The organism is Methylococcus sp. ANG (genome assembly GCF_040730495.1).
Classification (GTDB): domain Bacteria; phylum Pseudomonadota; class Gammaproteobacteria; order Methylococcales; family Methylococcaceae; genus Methylococcus.
In genome coordinates this window covers 2,773,644-2,793,847 of sequence record NZ_CP160399.1, presented here as the reverse complement: position 1 = coordinate 2,793,847, position 20,204 = coordinate 2,773,644, and the positions used below count along the sequence as shown (strand labels likewise).

The 20,204-nt window shown below is 64.6% G+C and carries 8 protein-coding genes; 2 read left to right on the top strand and 6 right to left on the bottom strand.

Features of this window, described 5'->3' with window-relative positions; translation table 11 throughout:
• The first annotated feature begins 83 nt into the window (after positions 1-83).
• Both ABZN20_RS13515 and ABZN20_RS13510 read left to right on the top strand, forming a co-directional pair.
• Positions 84-305 carry a hypothetical protein gene (locus tag ABZN20_RS13515; RefSeq protein ID WP_367025572.1) on the top strand — a complete coding sequence of 74 codons (222 nt, stop codon included), beginning with the start codon at positions 84-86 and terminating at the stop codon, positions 303-305.
• A 38-nt stretch (positions 306-343) separates the two neighbouring features.
• Positions 344-10,606 carry a neuraminidase-like domain-containing protein gene (locus tag ABZN20_RS13510; RefSeq protein ID WP_367025571.1) on the top strand — a complete coding sequence of 3,421 codons (10,263 nt, stop codon included), beginning with the start codon at positions 344-346 and terminating at the stop codon, positions 10,604-10,606.
• Between the two features lie 213 nt (positions 10,607-10,819).
• Here ABZN20_RS13510 and ABZN20_RS13505 read toward each other — a convergent pair whose 3' ends face one another.
• From ABZN20_RS13505 to ABZN20_RS13480, 6 genes are all read right to left on the bottom strand, one after another.
• Complete coding sequence (locus ABZN20_RS13505) at positions 10,820-11,038, bottom strand: lysozyme (RefSeq protein ID WP_367027567.1); 219 nt, start codon at positions 11,036-11,038, stop codon at positions 10,820-10,822.
• 91 nt (positions 11,039-11,129) lie between these two features.
• A complete protein-coding gene (locus tag ABZN20_RS13500; protein WP_367025570.1) occupies positions 11,130-11,606 on the bottom strand; it encodes a hypothetical protein in 477 nt (158 codons plus the stop codon).
• A complete protein-coding gene (locus tag ABZN20_RS13495) occupies positions 11,603-11,833 on the bottom strand; it encodes a DUF6127 family protein (RefSeq protein WP_367025569.1) in 231 nt (76 codons plus the stop codon). Before ABZN20_RS13495 ends, ABZN20_RS13500 begins: the two co-directional genes overlap by 4 nt.
• A gap of 250 nt (positions 11,834-12,083) precedes the next feature.
• Positions 12,084-13,694 carry a Na/Pi symporter gene (locus ABZN20_RS13490; protein WP_367025568.1) on the bottom strand — a complete coding sequence of 537 codons (1,611 nt, stop codon included), beginning with the start codon at positions 13,692-13,694 and terminating at the stop codon, positions 12,084-12,086.
• Positions 13,695-14,210: 516 nt separating this feature from the next.
• Positions 14,211-18,206, bottom strand: a complete 3,996-nt coding sequence (locus tag ABZN20_RS13485; RefSeq protein ID WP_367025567.1) for a translocation/assembly module TamB domain-containing protein — start codon at positions 18,204-18,206, stop codon at positions 14,211-14,213.
• Positions 18,206-20,041 carry an autotransporter assembly complex protein TamA gene (locus tag ABZN20_RS13480; protein ID WP_367025566.1) on the bottom strand — a complete coding sequence of 612 codons (1,836 nt, stop codon included), beginning with the start codon at positions 20,039-20,041 and terminating at the stop codon, positions 18,206-18,208. The genes ABZN20_RS13485 and ABZN20_RS13480 overlap by 1 nt, the downstream gene beginning before the upstream one ends.
• Positions 20,042-20,204: the final 163 nt, after the last annotated feature.

The window sequence follows — 20,204 nt, the reverse complement described above, 5'->3', positions numbered from 1 at the left end:
GCGCCCCCAGAGAAATAGGGGACGGACCACGAATATGAACAATGGCAAACAACAGGGAGGGGCATGACCACTGAGCGACAGCGATGGCAACCACTGAACACAACCTCTTCTACTACCCTTACGCGTCTTTCACCGACGCGCAGCTTCCGCTCCTGAAGGTGGCGGTGCTGTGGTTCGACAAGCTGGTTATCCTCGATCCGGTCGGCGTGAGCTGGGATACCATCGGCGCAGAATGGCTGCTCGACTGGCGCGATGGCAAGAAGGGCGTGCAGGAAAACGGACTGCACTACTTGCTGAAGGTATGAACAAGCAAACAAAGAGATAGAGCCGACGGAGGACGACCATGAACACGCAAAGAACCAATCAATCTCAGGAGCCTCGCACTTTCGTGGTGACCGGTCATGTCCGGTTTGCCGACGGCACTCCGGCCCCTCGGACCGAAGTTGTGGCATTCGATCGAGACCTTCGCCGCGAGCAGCGGTTGGGTGAGGAGAAAGAGAAACACTTCACCGACCGTACTGGAGCCTACCGCATTGAATACACAGACAGGCAGTTCCTCAACCAGGAACGAGGGACCGCAGATCTGGTCGTCAAAGCGTTCGATGCCGACGGATCGGTGCTCGCCAGCTCGACTGTCCTCTTCAACGCCCCGGCAAAGGCGGAGATCGACCTGGCGATCCCCTTGGAGCGGAAGGCGCCACCGCCCCTGTTCGAGAGAATCGGAGCGGCCGTCGCGCCGCTGCTCGGCAAGGTCAGGATCGAAGATCTGGAAGAGGATCAAGATCACCAAGACCTTACGTTCCTCGCCGGGGAGTGCAAGTTCGACAAGCGGGATCTCGCGCGCTTCGCACTCGCCCATCGCCTCGCAGACCATGGGATCGAACCGGAGTTCTGGTTCGTTTTGCTGGGCGGCTCGTTCTTCGAGTATGTCGAGACGCAGCCCCTGAAGGCACAGTTGGAAACCGTCACGAGTGCGTTGCCGTGCCTCGATGCCAGAGCGGTACGGAAGGCGCTCGTGCGCGGCTTCAACCGGCGCGAGATTGCCGAACGTTTCCGCGAACGCACGGACGATTGGGTCGAGTCATTCCTCGAGTTGGTCAGTCGCCTGGTCCTGGGTGATGAAAAGGCGCCGACGTTCGTCAGGATGGCACTCCAGCACGCCGGTATCGACAGTGCGGACAAACAAGCCAAGTTCGCGCGCCTGTTCCAGCAGCATCGGGCGGTGACGCCGGAGCTGCTGGAGGCCTTGGAGAAGGACCGCGCCTTCAAGAAGGCCGAGATCGCGGACCTGCGCACCTCGTACCAATTGGCTGACTTGACGCGGGGAGATTTCTCCGTGGTCAGGATGCTCAAGGAAGAGTTCAACATCCGCCGGCCGGAGGACATCCGCACGCTCGCCAAGCGCAGCACGCATGAATGGGTGGATCTCGTGCAGCGCAAGCACAAGGCCCGGGAAGTAACCCTGCCGCTCGGCCTCAAGGACCCGACCGGCACGGTAGAGGTTCCGGAAGCCGAGCTCTACGCGAAGATGCTGGAGCGCCAGTTTCGGGAGGCCTTCCCCACCGCATCTTTCGCCGGCGGGCTGGAGCGGGCGCTGGCCGCGGGCGGTGCGGTGGGCGTGAAGCACGCGAGAGACCTAGCGCGAATGATCGACCGGCACGTGGAGTTCGACCTGCTGCGCACGTCGGTGGACGAGTTCCTTGAGAAGCGTGGTGGTGAGCTTGGTGCGCTTGCGAAGGACCCCTCATTCCGTGTCGAACTCAAGGCAGTCCAGCGCGTATTCAAGCTGGCTCCCACCTTCGAGGCGACCGATGCACTGCTGGCGGACGGCTTGCACTCCGCGCAGATGGTGTACCGCCTGGGCGAAAGCGAGTTCGTACGACGCTACGGCAAACAGGCGGGGTTCACGCCGGAATCCGCGCGAGCGGCCTGGAACCGCGCTGCCGACACGCACGCCGCAGTGCTCACCATCGTCGGCGATCTTGCGTCGTTCGACTCCGGAGTCCTGCCGGGCGTCCTCAAGAGCAGCCACCCCGATCTCACGAAGTTCCCGAACTGGAACAACCTGTTTCAGGCCGGCGACATCTGCCACTGCGAGCACTGCAGGTCGGCCCTGAGCCCGGCGGCCTACTTCACTGACCTGCTCATGTACCTGCGCGACCGCTCCAGCCTGAGGGCCAAGGCCGGCGGCGGATTCCATTCGGTTCGCGACATCCTGTTCGACCGTCGCCCCGATCTCGGCTATCTCGAACTCAATTGCGAGAATGCGCTGACCACGTTGCCGTACGTGGACGTGGTGTGTGAGGTGCTCGAAGCGGCCGTGGACGCCGCCGGAGCCAATGACGTGGAGCTGACGGGGCTCGCCGCTATCCCGGCCGGGGCCGCAGCGGCTAAAGCGGCCGTCAAGGCGGTGCTGGATGGCCACAACGTCGCATATGGCGGCGACTTCACGTTGTCTCAGGTCGACCCGTCTAACCCCGACCGCTGGGTGGTACACGGTACCGATGCGGCGTACCTGCTCAAGAAGAAGGTGACACCCGACTTCTTCGCCCAGCTCCTGCCGAATACCAAGGCGACCAGCGCGGAACTCCGGGCCTATCCCGCTTACGTGAACGGCGATGCCTACAAGAAGCTCCGGGCGGCGAAGTATCCGCTTGCCGTGCCGCTCGATCTCTTCCCGGAAGGGGACGCGCGGCGCCAGGAACAGCGCAGTCGAGCCTTTTCGCTGCCTTTTGATCTCTTCGCCGAGGAGGTTCGCGCCGGCTTTCAGAAGAGCAATCTGCAGCGCTGGGACTTGATGCGCACGCTCAGGGGTCCCGCCGCCCCCAACAACCCCACCGACGGCGAAATCGCCGCGGAGTACTTCGGCATCAGCTGCGACCCAGCCGCCGCATTCGACGAGAAGCGTCTGATTCTGGTGGCGGACACCACGACTGCGGGTCAGCAGGAGGTCTGGGGCGAGACGGGCAATGCGGGCTGGCTCAATCTCGCGCCGGATGACGACCATTCGATAGCGAACGTCAAGACGTTCCTCCGCAAGACCGGCTTGGAGTACGAAGAGTTGCTGGCGCTGCTCGATCTGCCGTTCATCAACCCGACGGGCGACATCACCATCCAACACCTTGACGCCTCGTGCGACACGAATAAGAAGGTCATCCAGGGGCTGAACACGGCGAAGCTCGACCGCATGCACCGGTTTCTGCGATTGTGGCAGAAGCTCAGCGGCTGGAAGCTATGGGAGCTCGATCTCGCAATTCGCTGCCCCGGCGTCGGCAGCGGCACGCTCGATGAGCCGTTTCTGATCAACCTCTATTACTTGGCCCGGCTGAGGACGCGGCTCGGCGCGAAGGCGACCGTCGAGCAATTGTGCGGACTCTTCGACGACCTGAACGCCGATACGCATTTCACCAAGGCGCACGAGAAGCGCGCAGACGGGCTCTACCAGAGCCTGTTCCTCAACAAGAAGCTCATCCAGCCGCTCGATCCGGCGTTCGCGGTGGCGGCGGTCGATGTCGCGGGGCCGACGGCGGAGAAGATCTCCGGGCATCGGCCGGTCATTCTCGCAGCGCTCGGGATCCGCGAAGCCGATCTCGAATTGTTTGCCGCCCTGACTCGCGCTTCGGACGGAGCGGCGTACATCACCGATGACCTGACGCTCAACAATCTGTCCTTCCTCTGGCGGCACGCGTGGTTGGCGAAGCTGCTCAAGTTCAAGGCCGAGGAATGGAAGGTCGTGCTGAAGCTGCTTCAGCAGGACATCGTGCGGCCGGTCGGGCCGGGCGTCTCCGTTCCCAGCTTCGTAGATCCGAAGACAGCCCTGGAGTTCGTGGAGAGGACCGATCACCTGCGGAACACCGGTATCACGCCCGACCAACTCAACTGGCTCCTCGCCGCCGACCGTTCGGCGAAGGCGGCTGTCAAGGAGTCGGACGCGGCGCGCTTCCTCGGGACGCTGCGCAAGGACCTTCAGGCCATCCGCGCCGAGTTCGACCCGGCGCAGTACGAGTTCCTGGAGCCGGCATCAGACGTCGAGCGCCTGGAGGGCCTCTTGACCGGCTTGTTGCAGCAGTTGCACAGAACCGAGGCTGAGGCGCGGTTCTTCCTCGAGACGCTGCGCGACGAAGTCGTCCAGGAGATGACTGTCGTGGGTTTACCCGCCTCCTTCAGCTTCCCCGCAGCGATCACGGGTGCGCCGAACCATATCCGGATCGAGTACCAGCCGGTGCTGCGGTTTGCCGGGACGATGACGGCCGCGCAGCGCACCGTGCTGCTCAACGACGCCTCGCTCGCGGCTGTGACTGCACTCACGTCGTACCAGCAGGGGATTCAGAAGCTGTTTGATACCCCAGGGTCCGCCGCGGCCATACCCGACCTGCCCACGGGATTCACGTTCCCGGCGACGATCACGGGTGCGCCCAACAACATACCGATTCGCTACGAGCCGGTGGTGCGGTTCACGGGCCTGATGACCGCGGCGCAGCGGACGACGCTCCTAACGGACGCTACGCTCGCCGCTGTCACGGGCATCGCCGCCTATCAACAGGCGATTGACCAGTTCTTCCAGGCGCCGCGCCTCGCCCTCAAGTTCTTGGACCCGGTGTTTACGGCGCCGCTGGCCACACTTCCCGCGGCGGTTGATTTCGCGGGCCTCAGCGACACGGCCCTGGCGCAGCGGATCTCGTATGACGCCGAACAACGCCTCCTGCGGCTGGTCGGTATCCTCTCGCCTGCCGACAAGGCCGCGCTGGACGCGCTCTCCGCCGACGCGAGCTACCGCAACGCGGTCAACAGCTTGTTCACACAGCCCACAATCGGCGTGTTTCCTGCAGAGCAGCTGTGGCTGCAGGATGCCGATCTCGCTTTTCCGCTGCACGCCCCTAACCCGGCCGCCGACAACTTGGCACGCAATCTCGACAAGGCCGTCCGGAAGGGGCTCGCCTATCTTGCGAAGACGCGGGCCGAGGGCCTGGTCATTCAGCAGGCAGCGGCGCAATTCGGCATTACGGAAGCGCTCACGCGGCGGCTGCTTACCGAGTACACCGTGCTCCCGGCGACGCTGCTCGCGCACCTCACCGGGGTCTTCGCGGACACGGTTGGCGTGGTTGACTACGCCACGCTGAAGACGACATTCGACGGCTGGTTCTGGGCCACGCGCGTCGCGGCCCTGTGGTCGAAGTGGAAGATCACGTTGGTGGAGAGGGAGCGCCTCCGGAGCCTGACCGCGAACGCCCAGCTCGTGGATTTCGGCGCACTGCCACTCGACTCCGCTGCCGCCATGGCGAGCGTGGATCGCGTGCTGCGCACCAGTCGCTTGCTACGCCTGCGTGCGAGCCTGCCGGAACCGGAGACGACACTCCTCGAAGTGCTGGTCAGGCTGGACTCGGGAGCCTATGCCACTCAGGCCGACTTCGCCGCGGACGTCGAACGGCTCAACGATCAGTGGACGCGGACCAGCGTGCAGGCACTGGTCGACGCCCTCGATCTTGCCTATCCCAACCGTTATCTCCTGGCCGAGAACTGGGAGCGCGTGCGGCGGGCATTCTACTTCGTCGAGAGCCTCGGAACCGATGTCGCGACGGTCAAGACCTTCGCGTCCGCGGCAATGGGCGAGGTCCATACGAAGGCGCTCAAGTCCATTCTGCGCGCGAGGTTCGGCGCAGAGACCTGGCTCACGTTGAGCGCGGAGATTCAGGATATCCTTCGCGAGCGCAAGCGCGACGCGCTCGCGGCGTACCTGCTGACTCACCCCAAACCGGTCGACGCCCCCACGGGCAAATGGGAGAACACGAACGACCTCTACGCCTACTACTTGCTCGACGTCGAGATGGGCTCGTGTCAGCTCACCAGTCGACTGGTGCAAGCGTCCGGTTCAGTTCAGTTGTTCGTGCAGCGCTGCTTCATGGGGATCGAGCCGGAAGTCAGAGTGGAAGCCGACGGCCCCAACGGCGACAGCGCATGGCGCTGGTGGAAGTGGATGCGCAAGTACCGGGTGTGGGAGGCGAACTGGAAGGTCTGGATGTGGCCGGAGAACTGGATCCTTCCAGAGCTCAAACGCGATCGGTCGCCGTTCTTCAAGGACCTGGAGAAGGAGCTTCTCCAGAACGAGATCAACCAGTACACCGTCGAGGCGGCCTTCGCCAACTACCTCGAGAAGCTCGATGGCGTGGCGCAACTCGAAATCGCCGGCTTCTACCAAGAGGACGACGGCGACGACACGATTCTCCATGTATTCGGACGAACGACAGGGGTCGAGCCGCATCTCTACTACTACCGCCGCTACGACTATCGCCAGTGGACGCCTTGGGAGAAGGTGGACCTCGACATCCAGGGCGACTATCTGATTCCGGCGGTGGTGAACAAGCGGCTGTTCCTGTTCTGGCCAGTGTTCACCGAGGTGCCCGATGAGGCTGGAAACGACCAGGCTCAGTATCCGAATAGCGGCACATCAATGTCAGCTATGAAAGCCAAGAAGAAACTCCGGCTTCAGATGGCGGTCAGCGACTACCGCCAAGGGAAGTGGTCCCCGAAGAGAATCTCAAAGGATTTTGATGAAAGTGGTTCTTACGATGTGGAGATCGTCAAGAACAACTACTATTTTTTCCCTGTTGATCGCAGCGAGATCGATGGGCGCTTCTACATAAGGTACAACGGCTGCAGTTCAGATAGGGCCAAGCAACCTCTAGCCTGTCTTGGGAACCGGAAGCTGGGTGGAGCTTTCGCGGTAGCGGGCTGCACAGGTGTACCCGAGCTGATTAACGCCCACGACAACTTCATTCCCGCGATCCGGCCTGAGCCGGCTTCCACCGGCGATACTGCTAGTTTCCTGAAATGGCTGGAGCAAAGCGATCGTTCCGATAGGCCTGAGAACGACCTGTCGCTTGATAATGCGCTGGCCACATACGCCGATGGACATCAAAGCACTCCAGTGCTGATGCAGACACCGTGGTTGTTCCGGGTTTCACCCCCATGGCATCTGTCGTATCTCGATAGGCTAATAGCGGACGGCATAGAAGCGCTCCCGAAACTTGGCTACGAGTTCCCTGTGCCTATCGGCACGTGGCTGCCTTTCTTCTACGCGGACAAGAAGCGCACGTTTTTCGTGCTGCCGAGTTTGTGGGCCGGCGTGCGAGACGGGCGGCCGGAGGTGGGCGGAAGCCTCCGGAGCTATTACCCCGAGATCAAGCGCGAGTTTCACAAATGGGATGAATACTTCGAGGGACTGTTCCGCGCTTGGGCGGACGCGCTCGACCTAAACGCCTTGACTGCCGCGCAGCGACAGCAGGTGGAGCAGTTCCTGGCCGACCAGGTCCCAGGTGAAACGCCCCCCCCGTTTACCGATGCGGAGGTCCGGGACCGGATCGTCCGGTTCTTCATGCGCTTCGTGCACTACTACCTGGGCGCGTTCTCTTGGTGGCTGTTCCAATTCCGCCAGTTCCACTTCCTGAACTTCTACCACCCGTTCGTGTGCGACTTCGCCAAGCTCGTCCACAACCCGGTCCAGGGCATTCCCGGACTGATGCGCCGGGAAACGCAGCTCAAGAACACTGGATTCAGCTTTGCGCGCAGCTATCAGCCGACGTTGTGGGTGGTCCAGCCGGGGATTGAGACCTACTATCCCGGGGAGGTCGTGGACTTCTCCCCGGCCGGCGCCTATGCCGGCTACAACTGGGAGCTCTTCTTCCATGCGCCGCTGCTGATCGCCAACGCGTTGAGCAAGAACCAGCGTTTCGAGGAAGCGCGCGACTGGTATCATTTCATCTTCAATCCGATCGGCGTGGAGAGCTCCTTTACTGGCGGCTCTGCGATCAGTAAGTACTGGATCACCAAGCCATTCTACGAGACAACGGATCCCGCCTACGTCCAACAGCGCATCGAGAACATCATGAGCATGCTGGCCGGCGACACCAGCGTACCCGGCTATTCGGACGATGCCCTAAAGGCGCTCTTTGGTCAGGTCGAGGACTGGCGGACGAACCCATTCGAGCCGCACCGCATCGCCAACTACCGCACCGTCGCCTACCAGAAGACGGTGGTGATGAACTACCTGGACAACCTGATCGCCTGGGGGGACTACCTCTTCCGTCAGGACAGCATGGAGAGCATCAACGAGGCGACACAGTTGTACATCCTTGCCGCGGAGATCCTAGGGCCGCGGCCGAAGAGGGTCCCACCGCAGGCCGAACCACCGGTGGAGACCTTCAACGAGCTTGAGCACCAACTCGATGCCGTTCCCAACGCACTGGTCGAGATCGAGAATCTTGTGCCAGCGCCATCCGGCGGAGGGGGCGCTGCTCCCGAGGCGCCGCCACTGCCTATGCTCTACTTCTGCATCCCCCATAACGAGAAGATGCTGGGCTACTGGGATACGGTCGCCGATCGGCTCTACAAGATCCGCCACTGCATGAATATCGAGGGGGTCGTCCGCCAGCTCGCACTGTTCGAGCCGCCCATCGATCCGGGCGCACTTGTCAAGGCGGTCGCGGCAGGCATCGACATCGGCTCGGCGCTGGCCGACCTCAATGCACCGCTGCCGCTCTACCGGTTCAGTGTCCTCCTGCAAAAGGCGAACGAGGTATGCAACGATGTGAAGGCGCTCGGCGCCGCGCTGTTGTCCGCACTTGAGAAGAAGGACGCCGAGGCGTTGAGCCTGCTGCGCCAGGGCCAGGAGATCCGCGTCCTTGAAGGCGTCAAGGCCGTGCGCGAGCAGCAGATCGCAGAGGCCAAGGAAAATCTGGGTGCGCTGAAGAAGAACAAAGAGATGGTCACGATTCGGCGAGACTTCTATCGTGATATCGAGAAGATAATTGCCGGGGAACAACTCAGTCTTAATGAACAGGGAGTTGCACAGCGGCATCAAACGGCGGCTCAAAACATTAATATCGCAGCGTCTATTCTGGGCTATCTTCCGAACGTCATGATCGGAGCCGCCGGATTTGGCGGCTCTCCTACTGTCAATGTTCAGTGGGGGACCGGAAACATTATCAGTGCCTTGCAAGCCGCTTCGGGCAGTGAGCAGTTGATGTCAAGCTTGGCAAGCTACCGTGCGACCAGAGCTTCGACTCTTGCTGGATATGACCGAAGATTTAGCGATTGGAAGCTTCAAGAAAGTCTATCGAACAAGGAATTGGAGCAGCTGGACAAGTCCATCGCGGCGGCTGAAGTACGCATCGCCATCGCCGAGAAGGAGCTTGAGAACCATGTCGTTCAGATCGACAACGCCAAGGCGGTGGACGCGTTTCTGCGATCGAAGTACACAAACGAGGAGCTCTACCAGTGGCAGATCGGTCAGACTTCCTCGGTGTTTTTCCAGAGCTACAAGCTGGCCTACGACCTGGCTAAACGGGCGGAACGCTGCTTCCGGTTCGAACTTGGGCTCAACGACAGCAGCTTCATCACCTTTGGCTACTGGGACAGCCTCAAGAAAGGTCTGCTCTCGGGCGAGAAGTTGCAGTACGACTTACGGCGGTTGGAGTCTGCGTACTTGGAGCAGAATCGCCGCGAGTTCGAGCTGACCAAGCATATCTCGCTCGCTCTGCTCGACCCGTTGGCCCTGGTGAAGCTGCGGGAGACGGGTCGCTGCTTCTTCCGCCTGCCGGAGGAGTTGTTCGATCTTGACTACCCTGGTCACTACTTCCGCCGAATCAAGTCAGTGAGCCTGACGCTGCCCTGTGTGGCGGGACCATACACGACGATCTCGTGCACGCTCCGGCTTCTCAAGAACAGTATTCGCACCACCCCGGCGAGTGGCGACAACGGCTATCCCCGGAACACGGACGATGCCGGTTTGCCGGCAGACGACACGCGCTTCGTAGAGACCAATATCCCGGTCAGGGCCATCGCCGCGAGCAGCGCGCAGAACGACAGCGGCGTTTTCGAGTTGAGCTTCCGGGACGAGCGCTATCTGCCGTTCGAAGGAGCCGGCGCGATCAGCGAGTGGGCGCTCGAGCTTTTCACCGACCTGCCGGCGAACAACCCCGATCCGGCCAATCCGGACTTTGGCGCACCGCTCCGGCAACTCGACTACGGCACGATCGCAGACGCGGTGGTCCACATCAAGTACACGGCGCGAGAGGACGCCGGCGCCTTCAAGAATGGCGCGATCGCCCACCTTCGCGATTATTTCAGTGAGGACGGCACGACCCGCTCCTGGCTGGTGCTCGACCTTCGGCGCGATTTTGGGACGGCGTGGTCCCGGTTTCTCAATCCAGTGAACCCAGCCAATGGGAACGTGTTCGAACTCGAGGTGTCGACGGCGCTTTTCCAGCAGCGGGACGCGACGAAGACACTGAAGATCAACACCATCGTCTTGCTTGCCCGCTGCACGGATCCCGGGAACTACGACGTGACTCTGACGCCGCCACTTGCGGCGCCACCCCCGGCCGGTTCGAATACCATGGTACTCGCCAAGAGCAATACGTACGGAGGCCTACACTTCGGCCAGAAGGACGTGGCTGCCGCTGGCGTCGAAATCGTGCCAACCGACCAGCCAGTGGTATGGAGGGTCAAGGTCACGCGCCCGGGCGGCGGCAACCTGATAGAAGATCCGGTCAAGAAGGCGATGGAGGTCGAGGATCTCATTTTGGTACTGGGATACGAGTGGCAGTGATTGTCTCCAACCGTCTTGAGCAAAGCTGTTGGTGTGCTTTGCGTGCCGGTAGAAGTTGGTGAGCCCATCGCAGCGGGATGTTCCAGTGGGCTGCCTGAAAATCGCAAGCAGTTCAGGGGAACGAACTTGGGGCCGCTGAAGGCATGCAGCGGGCGGCGCTACGCGCCGCCGCGGCTGATGCTGAGCGGTATTGACCGCGATCAGTTGGGATTGCTACGAGAAGAGCGCCGCTTCAGCCTCCCGCCTTGCAATAAGTCCTGGTAAAGCTTTCGCTCCACCATACACCCACCGCCGCAGCTCGTACGCAGCGGCGCCCCAATCCCGCTGGTTGACCCGCCGACGCAACGTAGATGTCCGCAAACGCCCCGCGCCAAGGTTGAATGTGAAGTCGACGATGGCCGCAAGCCGCCCCTCTGGCTCGGTGGTCAGCACCGGGCAGTAGCGCAGCGTGGCGGCCAACGCCGCACCCGATGGAAGCCCCCGAAGCGCTTGGCCAGGTCGACCGCGGCCGATGGGACTTTGATCACGTCCGCACCCGATCAAATACGCGTCCGAGGAACCAGAAGTTCAGCACGCCGGCCCATAGCGCCTGGTCTGCCTCGGTCCAGGTGGAGTGAATAGCCGGAATCCACTCCACACCCGCATCGACCGCACCGACGAAGGCGGCGGTCTTGGCCGCGCAATACAGCGCCATGAACCAGTAGGTGATCACCGGCCGTACGCTGGTGGAGAGGGCGTCGGCCCACCGCACACCGGACCGCTGGTCCTGGGCGGCGACGGCTTCCCGCAGTGCCTCGACCGCACCGCTGTTCCAGGCGGCCTCACCGGCGGCGCCGATCTCGGCCATGCGCTGGGCGCCGCGCGGCTTCTCGAACTCCAGCGCCTTGTCCTGCATCGCGAGCTCGTGGCCGCGCTCGCCCTTGCGGTCGAGCCATTTGAGAATCTCGGGCGCCAGACGGAAGGCCCCGCTGAAGAGGCCACCGAGCAGGGTCTCGATCATTGGCCACCTCCGAACACCTTGAGCTTGATGGCGGCGCCCGCGACCAGGGCCAGGAGGAAGCCAGTGGTGACGAGCCGGACCACGGCCTGCCAGGCGGCGCCCTCGCCGTCGAGGCCGACGTCGGCCAGGGCGCGCCTCGCGCCGCGCTCGGCGGCGCGTGCGAGCAGTTCCTCGAATTCATCGCGCGGCATGACGACCATGCCGTCTTGCAGGTTGGGTGGGCTCATTGGCGGTCTCTCCGATGATGATGACAAATCGGGAGGAAGGCCGATTGCAGGTCCCGTCCTTGGGACCTGCCCTCCGGGCCATGCTCCGCGTGGCCAAATTTGCTCCCTGCAAATTGGTGCACGCTTTGCGCCCGAAGGGTGCGATACAGGGAGGTATCGCATGAGCGCGACTGCTCGCCATGATCGTTCCCCTCACCCCAGCCCTCTCCCGCTTGCGGGAGAGGGGGACAAAGAAACGCTTCGCGTTGTTTCACATTAAAGCACCGGCCACCGGCCTGGGAGCCAAGCTGGGGAGCAGTTTGGCGAGGTGGTGCAGCAGCCACGCGCACAGCTCGAAGTCCGTGTCCAAAATGCCGGCCTCGATGCTCTGCTCTGTTTCCAGGGCGGCCAGGCCGTCCGAATACGCCTGCCGGAGCGCTGTGATCGGCTCGCCGTGGCGGCGGGTCTGGGCGTGGAATTCGGCGATCCCGGCCATGTCCAGCGAGGCAACCGCTCCCGCCGCCAGCGCGAGCAAGCGTTCCAGCCGGGCGCGCAGAGGACCGGCCACTGCCTCGACCGGTCCGGGCAGGGCGCCGAGATGGATGGAGAACTCGGCGGAAGCTTCGGCGATATGCCGCACGATGGCGAGCGCCGTCCGGAACCGGTGCAGACGGGACGTCTCCGCCGGACCGAGGCCGTCGCGCAAGGCCAGCTTTAGGCAGAAGGTCTCGATGGCGGCGGCGAGTTGGAGGAATTCCGGCTCCAGCAGCTCGGGATCCGTGTCGGCGGGCGGCTTTCCTCCGGCCGATCTGCGCGGTGCCACCCCCACCGAACCGAGCAGCCTCCCCAGCTCCTTGGCGAGAAGATCGAGCGCGGTGGGAGGATCCGCGAGCGCATGGCTGGACAGGAAAACCGGTTCGCCCAGCGTTCTTTCCGGCGCCGGCGGCCAGAACCGGTCGAACAGGCGGGCGTAGGCGGACAGGAACGGCGAAAGCGCCAGCGCGGGCAGCAGATTCGAGAGCAGGAACGCCACGGCGAGTTGGCCGGAAGAAGAAGCCGTCAGCTCCGCCGACAAGGCGCCCACCAGCGGCACGCCGAAGCGCTCGCCGACGAACAGCGCCATCATCAGCAGTCCGCTGGCGAGGCAGAACAGGTCCTCGGTGCGGACCAGGCGGATGGCGTCGCCCTTCATGCCGAGAGCCAGCATGGCCCGCAGCGGAATCGCTCCCAAATTGGTGCCGTAAATCATCGGCAGCGCGGCGCCCGCCGGCATCGCACCCGCCCCGCACAAGGTGATCACCAGCATCGTTGCTCCCGCGTTGGACTGCAGCAGCGCCGCGGCACCGAAGCCACAGGCGAAGGCGAACCAGGGCGAAGCCAGCGCGGCCTCCAGACCTTGCCGGAACCAGGGTTCGTTCTTCAGCGGGGCGGCCCCGGCTCCCATGTTTTCCAGCGCGAACAGCAACAGGCCGACGCCGAGCAAGACCCCTGCGACCGTGCTCCAGGGCTTGGCGCGCACGGAACCCAGGGCGATGCCGGTCCCGCCCACGAAATAGGCCACCAGCGGATGGATATCGACAGTAGCGAGAAAAGCCAGGGCGGTGAGGCCGACGTTGGACCAGACCACGACGAGGCGGGCCGCCGACGGCCTGATCATCCCGCTGCCGAGCATGCTGGCCAGAATGAAGGTGACCGCTGTGGCGCTCTGGGTCAGCGCACCGCTCATGACACCGAGCATCGAAGCCAGCGGTGGGGTATGGGTGGCCGCCCTGACCGCGTGGCGGAAACCGCCGCCGCCCAGTTCGCGAAGATTCTGGCTGATCAGCCTAAGCCCCAGGAAAAACAGGCCTAGCCCGAGAACGAGGGTATCCAGAGAAGCCATGAGACGAATTCCTGCACGATCCTAAGACACCGGCTGAAACCGGTGACGACAAGGCAGACGGGAGAGGCGGACGACGCGCGACATGCAAAGCCATACCGGATACGCATTCGCCCCAGCGCTGGCACCCGTAACCGTCCGCGGGTATCGCCGTTAGGACGCCATGCCGCCCTTATCGAAATCGGCGCTGGTCACGACGCTTTCCCCGAAACCGCGACGCTCCGACCGGTCACGGTGAATACAGCGGATTACGGCAAGGGGATGTGGACGAGCGGTACGCTCGACGGACGCGGGGATTCTCCTGCCTGATCGGGCCGGAAACGGCCCGGCCATCCTCCCCTGACGGCCATTACCGCACAACATCCAAGGTTTCATAAATCCGGGGCTGGACCTTGTCAAGATAAAGGCAACATATTGTGTCCAGGTTACAACCGCATGTCCGGCTGCGGAGCAGCCGTGACGACGGCTGTTGGGCGGGTCACCCGCGCGACCGGGTCGCGGTCTCACGCGCCCTTTCCGTCAATACTCGAACTCGTAAATCACCCCGACGCTGTTGGCGCTGGATTGGGAGCCGGACGCCGAACCCGAGCCGACCGCGCCTTCCACCTTGAACCCCCGGCCGATGTCGATCCGCACCGTGGATTGCGGAGTGCCGGCGGCGCTCTGGCGGGCGCCGACGTAAACGCCGGGGGCGATGTTGCGCCCGGCTTCCAGGGCCGCCTTGCCGCCCTTGCCGGACACCACGGCGAGGCGGTCGAGACCCAACCCCTTGCGCACGCGATCCAGCGGGTCGCTGCCGGAAGGGGCAGCCCCCGTCAGCGAGGCCAGGGCCATCGCGATCTGGGCCATTTCCACCGGCCCCATGGAAGCGGCACCGGAACCGAACAGCAAATGGGCGAGCACCTGATCTTGCGGCAGCGAAGGTGAACTGGAGAAGCTGATCTTGGGCGTCTTGGCGGTGCCCGCCACGTTCAGGGTGGCGGTAACGTTGCCGCTGGTGCTCGATGCGCTGAAATCCAGGGCCGGATTGGTCAAGGTGCCGCCGTCGAACGTCACTCGGCCTTTGGAAAAGGTGATCGTCCGCCCCGCCACCGCGAGCTGCCCCCGCTTCATCCGGAAACTGCCATCGGGGTCCGGCGCCGCCAGGTTGCCTCGGACGCGGACCGAACCCTCCAGTTCGGTATCGAGTCCCCGGCCGCGCACGAAAATTCCGCCGGGTGCCTCGACGCCGAGATCGAGCTCGACGTTGGGCCCCGCGGCAGGAGACGGCAAGGGCGTAGCGCCGGGCCTACGGACGTCCAGCACGGCAACGTGCGGGGGCAAATGTTCGGGGACCCGGATTTCGGCGCGGTGGAGCCGGACGGTACCGGCCAGCTTCATCGCCTCCGCGGCGAGTCCGCGCAGGCTCACGTCCGCGTCCAAGTCGACGGTCAACTGGTCGCTGGCCAGGGGACTGGCGCGCCGCGCCGTCAGTTTAAGATCGACCGGTAGCCCCGGCGCTTTGAAGCCTAGACTGCCGCCAAGCTGGATTTTACCGGCGCCGGCGCGGCCTTCGCCGCGAACGATCCGGATCGTTCCGTCGTCGATTTCTACCCGGGCGACGATATCGGAAATCCGCGCCCCCGCGCCGAAATCCTGCACCTCGCCGCCGTCGAGCTTGAGGGTGCCCGTTATCTTCGGGTCCGGCAGGACGTCCGTGGCGGTAGCGTCGAGCGCGAGCTTGCCGCGGGCGCGACGGCCTCCGGCACCGAGCAAAGGGTCTAGGATGCTCAAATCCAAAGCGCCCGACGCATGCAAATCCAAGGGGCCGCCGGGGCTCAGCGCGGTATCGCCGCGAAGCTGCAAAGCGGCGCCTCGGCCGCCGTCGAGCCGGACGTCGACTGCCGCCGCACCGCCGCCGAGCCGGGCATGGGCGGCAATGTCGACCGCCGGCATGGCGGCCCCCGCCCGCAGCCCCTTGAGCGCCAAGTCGATGTCGCCGTCGGGGCGCGCAGGCGGGCCTTGGAGCTTGGCGTCCGCCCGCAGGCTGCCCGCCAGCGCCAGGTCCGGTACCGCGACGGACACCAAGTTCGCCGGCAGGTCGCGGATCGCCAGTTGCAGATCCAGGTTCGGCGCGGCGCGCCCCGAAGCCTCGATCACGCCCTGGCGCAGGCCGAGCTTGAGCCGGTCCAGCGTAACGCCTTCGCCGAAACCGACCTGCAGCGGCGCCATTAGCTTGAGGGTTTCTTTTTTCCAATCCACTTCTAAGGCGGACAGCGCCAGCCGTCTCTCCGGCACGTCCAGTTCACCCGCAGTGGACAGATGCAGCGGCGCGCCCTCCAGGTCCGGCAGCTCGGCGGCGAATTGGAGCTTCAGCGCGTCGGCGCGACCGGCCAGATCGAGCTTGGCCGAACCGGCGACTCGCCCGACGACGATGCCGTTCAGCGAGAGCCGCACATCCAGTAAGCGGCGAACAAACGGGTCCGCGACTTCCGCGTTGAGAACGACGTGGCCCACGGACGCGGCCCCGCCCAGACGCATCCCCGACGCTTCGGCTTTCAATGCCGCATGGTCGTGCCCGCTTCGGTACCCGGTTTCCAGCCGCGCCGTCAGCGAACCCGCCAGGGTTCGTCCCGCCAGCCGCGCGAGGTCGTCGAGCCGGGCGATGCTGAGGTCCGCCGCCCCGGCCGGCCAGCGCTCGCCTTTCGGCAGGGCAAACCGGCCTGCCAGACGGAGGCTTTTCCAGCCGGTTTGCCGGATCGTGAGTGCGAGTCCGCCGTTTCCCGCCGAAGCGAGCACCGCGCCGATGCGGAGCGGCGCGCCGTCGATCCGGCTCTCGGCGGACATCTCGCCGGACGGCGTCGCGGGCAGGCCCTTGAAATGAGCCTCGGCCCGGAAAGGCGTGCGCGCCACGCCATTCGCGGCGGCCTCGCCGGCCAGTTTCGCTTCCAAGCTCAGATCCCCGGTGGAGCCCGCTGCATGTCCCCGCAGCTCGGCGTTGCCGCGCAAAGCGGGTGCCAGCACCGCGAGATCGGACAGGCCGAGGGTCCAATTGAAATCCAGCGTGTCGCCGGCCAGCTTGCCATCGGCCGACACCTTCAATGCCTTGCCGTGCAATTCCAGCTGCCGGAGTTCGGTGCGGTCCGCGCCCACGAGAACGGAAGCGCTCACCTTTCCGTCGGCGCCCACGAGTTCGGGCAGAGGCGACATGCCGCCGGTCAGCGCAAGCTTGCCCGTCAGGTCGAACCGGGTTTGTGGACCCGATCCCCCGAAATCCAGTTTCAGCTCGGCCGAACCGCGGACGTCGACGCCAGCCGAACCCGCCAGCGGCGCGAAGTCGGGCAGCCTCAAATTGACGGCGCCGCGCAGTCCCGCGTCCGCCGTTTCGACCGAGCCGTCCGCGGCCAGCAGTGGATGTGCCAGCCGGAAACCGATCGGCCGGAAAGCCGCGTCGAGCCGGGCATCGACCCGCAGCGTCAGCGGAGTACCGCGCAGCAAGTCGCCGGACAGGCCGGCAACCCGCAGGCCCCGGACCGTCGCGTCCAGCCCCAGCCTGCCGGTATCGCCCGCCAGGGTCGCTTCCACGCCGTCGACCGCGGCGCCGGGGGCTTCCAGACGCTCGACCTTGAGCGCGGCGGTGGCGCTGGGACGGCTGAACGGCCCGCTCAGTTCAGCCTCCAGCGCCAGCTTTTGCCAGGACAGATTCGGGGCGGGATGCATGGCCGGCGCCGCCACGCGGAGTTTCAGATCCGCCGCGTTGCCGGCCAGATCGAGCGCGCCCGAGGCCTCGGCACGGAGCGGGCCGGCGTTCAGGGTCATCCGGGTGGCGACCGACGTGCGCGGGCCTTCCAGGCTGGCCTCGGCACCGAGCGGCCCCAAGTCCGGAAGCCCGGCCAGCACGGCGATCAAACCGTGGCCGGGTTCCCGCAACTGCATGTGGGCGCCGAGGCCGTCCCCGCCGATCCGGCCTGCCACGGCGTAATCGCCTTCGGCGTCGAGGCGCCGCACACCCAGGCTGAATTCACCCTGTTCCAGACTGGCCAAGTGCGCCGAGCCCTCCAGCGCCAACCGCGCTGCCACCCCGGCGACGGTCTCAGCCAAATCGAGGCTGCCGATACGAACCGTTCGCAGATCGACAGCGACGGGCAGCGTCACCGGCCCGGCATCCGCGGTTTCGGGCTTGGATTCGGACGCTGGAAGCCGGTCGACCGCGACTCGGCGGGCCTCCAAACGCTCGACCCGCAGCGCACCGCGCAGCAGCGCCGATGGCGACCATGCCAGCTCCAAACCCTCGATGCGCAGCCACGGCCCCTTGGCATCGCCGACATCCAGCCGCGCCAGACCGAAGGCGTCCGGAATACGCCCGTGCAGCCCTTGGATCGCCACGGCGCCGCCGGTCAGGCGCGGGACGAGCCGCTCCAGATTCTCGCGCCCGCGCTGCGTATTGGCGAACTGCACCAATAGCAATACGGCGCATAACAACACCAGTGCGAAGCCGCCGGCGATCCACGCTGTTCTTTTCAGCCAAACGCGCATCAAAAGGCCTGTCCGATGCCTACGTACATTTCGAACGAGCCGCTGCCGGGATGCCGGCTCAAAGGAAGCGCCACATCGACACGGATCGGCCCGATCGAAGTGTAATAGCGCCCGCCGATCCCCGCGCCCACGGACCAGTCTCCGGTAAACGGCCCGCCGTCCGGGCTGACCTGGCCGACGTCGACGAAGGCGACGGCAGCGTAATCGTCCAGAATGCGCTGCCGAAATTCAAAGGTTCCGGCGGAGACCGCGGTGCCACCGACGGGACGGTCGTTGGGAAAGCGCGGCCCGATCGACTGGTACTTGTAGCCCCTGACAGTCGCGCTGCCGCCGGCATAGAAGCGCTTGTCGGGGGGCAGGGCCATCACGCCCACGCCCACGGCGCCGCCGACCAGGCCGCGCAGTGCCAACACGCTGCGGCCCGAGCCGGTGAAATCCAGGTAAGTCGAACCGGCCAGTTGCAACAGGACGAAAGGGCTGGTCCCCGAACTTTCGGCAAGCTGGGCGGACGTCCCGCTCGCCGAGCCGCTGAACGGCTGAATCGGGGTGACGACCGCGCTGGCCCGGATACCTTCCACGGGATCCAGCGGGCTCTTCGTGCTGTCGTAATTCAAGGTCAAGGGAAGGCCGAGCAGGGTGTAGTCGCGCGCCAAGCCGTTCTGAACGATGTTCTCCTGCTCGCCGCTCAAGCCGACCGCGCCGCTCCAGCTCGCGGAAAATTTGCGCTTCAACAGGACGGCGGCCAGGACGGCTTTCTGGTCGTAAGCGTTCAAACTCGCTTTCACCGCGCCGAGGTCGGCCTGCAGCGACTGGTCGCGCTGGAAAAAATCCGGCTTCACGAACGAAGCCCCCGCGTTGTAGCCGATACCGGTGGTGCTGTTGCCGCCGAGCTGGGCCACGCCGCCGATCAAGTTCAGCGTTTCCGCCTCACCGAACAGATTGCGATGCTGCCAGGATACGGAAAGACTGCCGCCGACGTCGGTCGACCAGGCGCCGTTGAAACCGACGGCGTGCAGCGGACGCTCCGCCATCTCGAAATCCAGCGGCAGGCGTCCGTCCTCGTCGGGGCGCTCTCCCGTCCGCGCCCTGACCGAGGAAAACACGCCGGTGTTGATGAAGTCCTGTCTGGCCTTTTCGATGGCTTCCGGATCGAAACGGTCTCCCGAATGCACCAGCAGGCGGCGACGCAAAAAGTCTTCGTCCGTCCGCTCCATGCCCTTGAAGCCTATCCACCCGAGATCGAGGCGGGGGCCGGCATCCACCTTGATTTCGACCGCCAGGGTTTTCGCCGTCGTATCCAGCGTGGCGATGGGCTTGTCGACCCGCGCCAGTGCATAGCCTCGCCCTCTGAGCGCCTCCAACAAGTGCTCCTGCGCCGCCAGCACGTCCGACGCCAACGCCGCGGCTCCGGGTTTCATGCCGAGCTGGACCGGCACATCGGCCGGGACGGTGCCTTGTATGTCGATCTTGCCCAAGTGATACACAGCCCCGCGGACCACCGAGACGGTCACCGGAACAACCACGCCGGAGGGCGCCCGTTCCAATTGATCGAGCAGATACGGATCGTCCAGTTGGCGGCCGCCGACCGTGACCACGGCCATACCGTCGTAATAGCCGAAGCTGTCGAGCACGGTCTCCAGCCGGGCGGCATCGTCCCGCGCCCGCGCCACCAGGGCGAATGGCCCCACGGGCGCGGTTTCACGGAGTGCCACCAGCTGGGAGGAGTCGTTCAAAGCCCTGTCCAGCGCCTCGTCGCCGGTGCTCACGAACATCACGCCGTAGGCGAGCGGATCCGCGGCGTGTACGGACGGTTCCGTCAATAGCAGAGCAGCCAAGGCGAACGAGGCCAGGGGGCTGCGAAAGAGGAGGGGTCGTATCCGGGCGAGGCGCATCGGATAAAGTGTAACCCGCCGGCAAAGTGGCGACACACAAGTCATGGATGGATTCCGGCGGCCTCGTCAAGCAGTTTTAACAATGCTCCAGTACCGTGATTTCCAA

Bases quoted from the DNA above. Each gene is read 5' to 3' on its own strand.
- ABZN20_RS13515 (WP_367025572.1), top strand. From the start codon at position 84: ATGGCAACCACTGAACACAACCTCTTCTACTACCCTTACGCGTCTTTC.
- ABZN20_RS13485 (WP_367025567.1), bottom strand. From the start codon at position 18,206: ATGCGCGTTTGGCTGAAAAGAACAGCGTGGATCGCCGGCGGCTTCGCA.
- ABZN20_RS13495 (WP_367025569.1), bottom strand. From the start codon at position 11,833: ATGAGCCCACCCAACCTGCAAGACGGCATGGTCGTCATGCCGCGCGAT.
- ABZN20_RS13490 (WP_367025568.1), bottom strand. From the start codon at position 13,694: ATGGCTTCTCTGGATACCCTCGTTCTCGGGCTAGGCCTGTTTTTCCTG.
- ABZN20_RS13510 (WP_367025571.1), top strand. From the start codon at position 344: ATGAACACGCAAAGAACCAATCAATCTCAGGAGCCTCGCACTTTCGTG.
- ABZN20_RS13500 (WP_367025570.1), bottom strand. From the start codon at position 11,606: ATGATCGAGACCCTGCTCGGTGGCCTCTTCAGCGGGGCCTTCCGTCTG.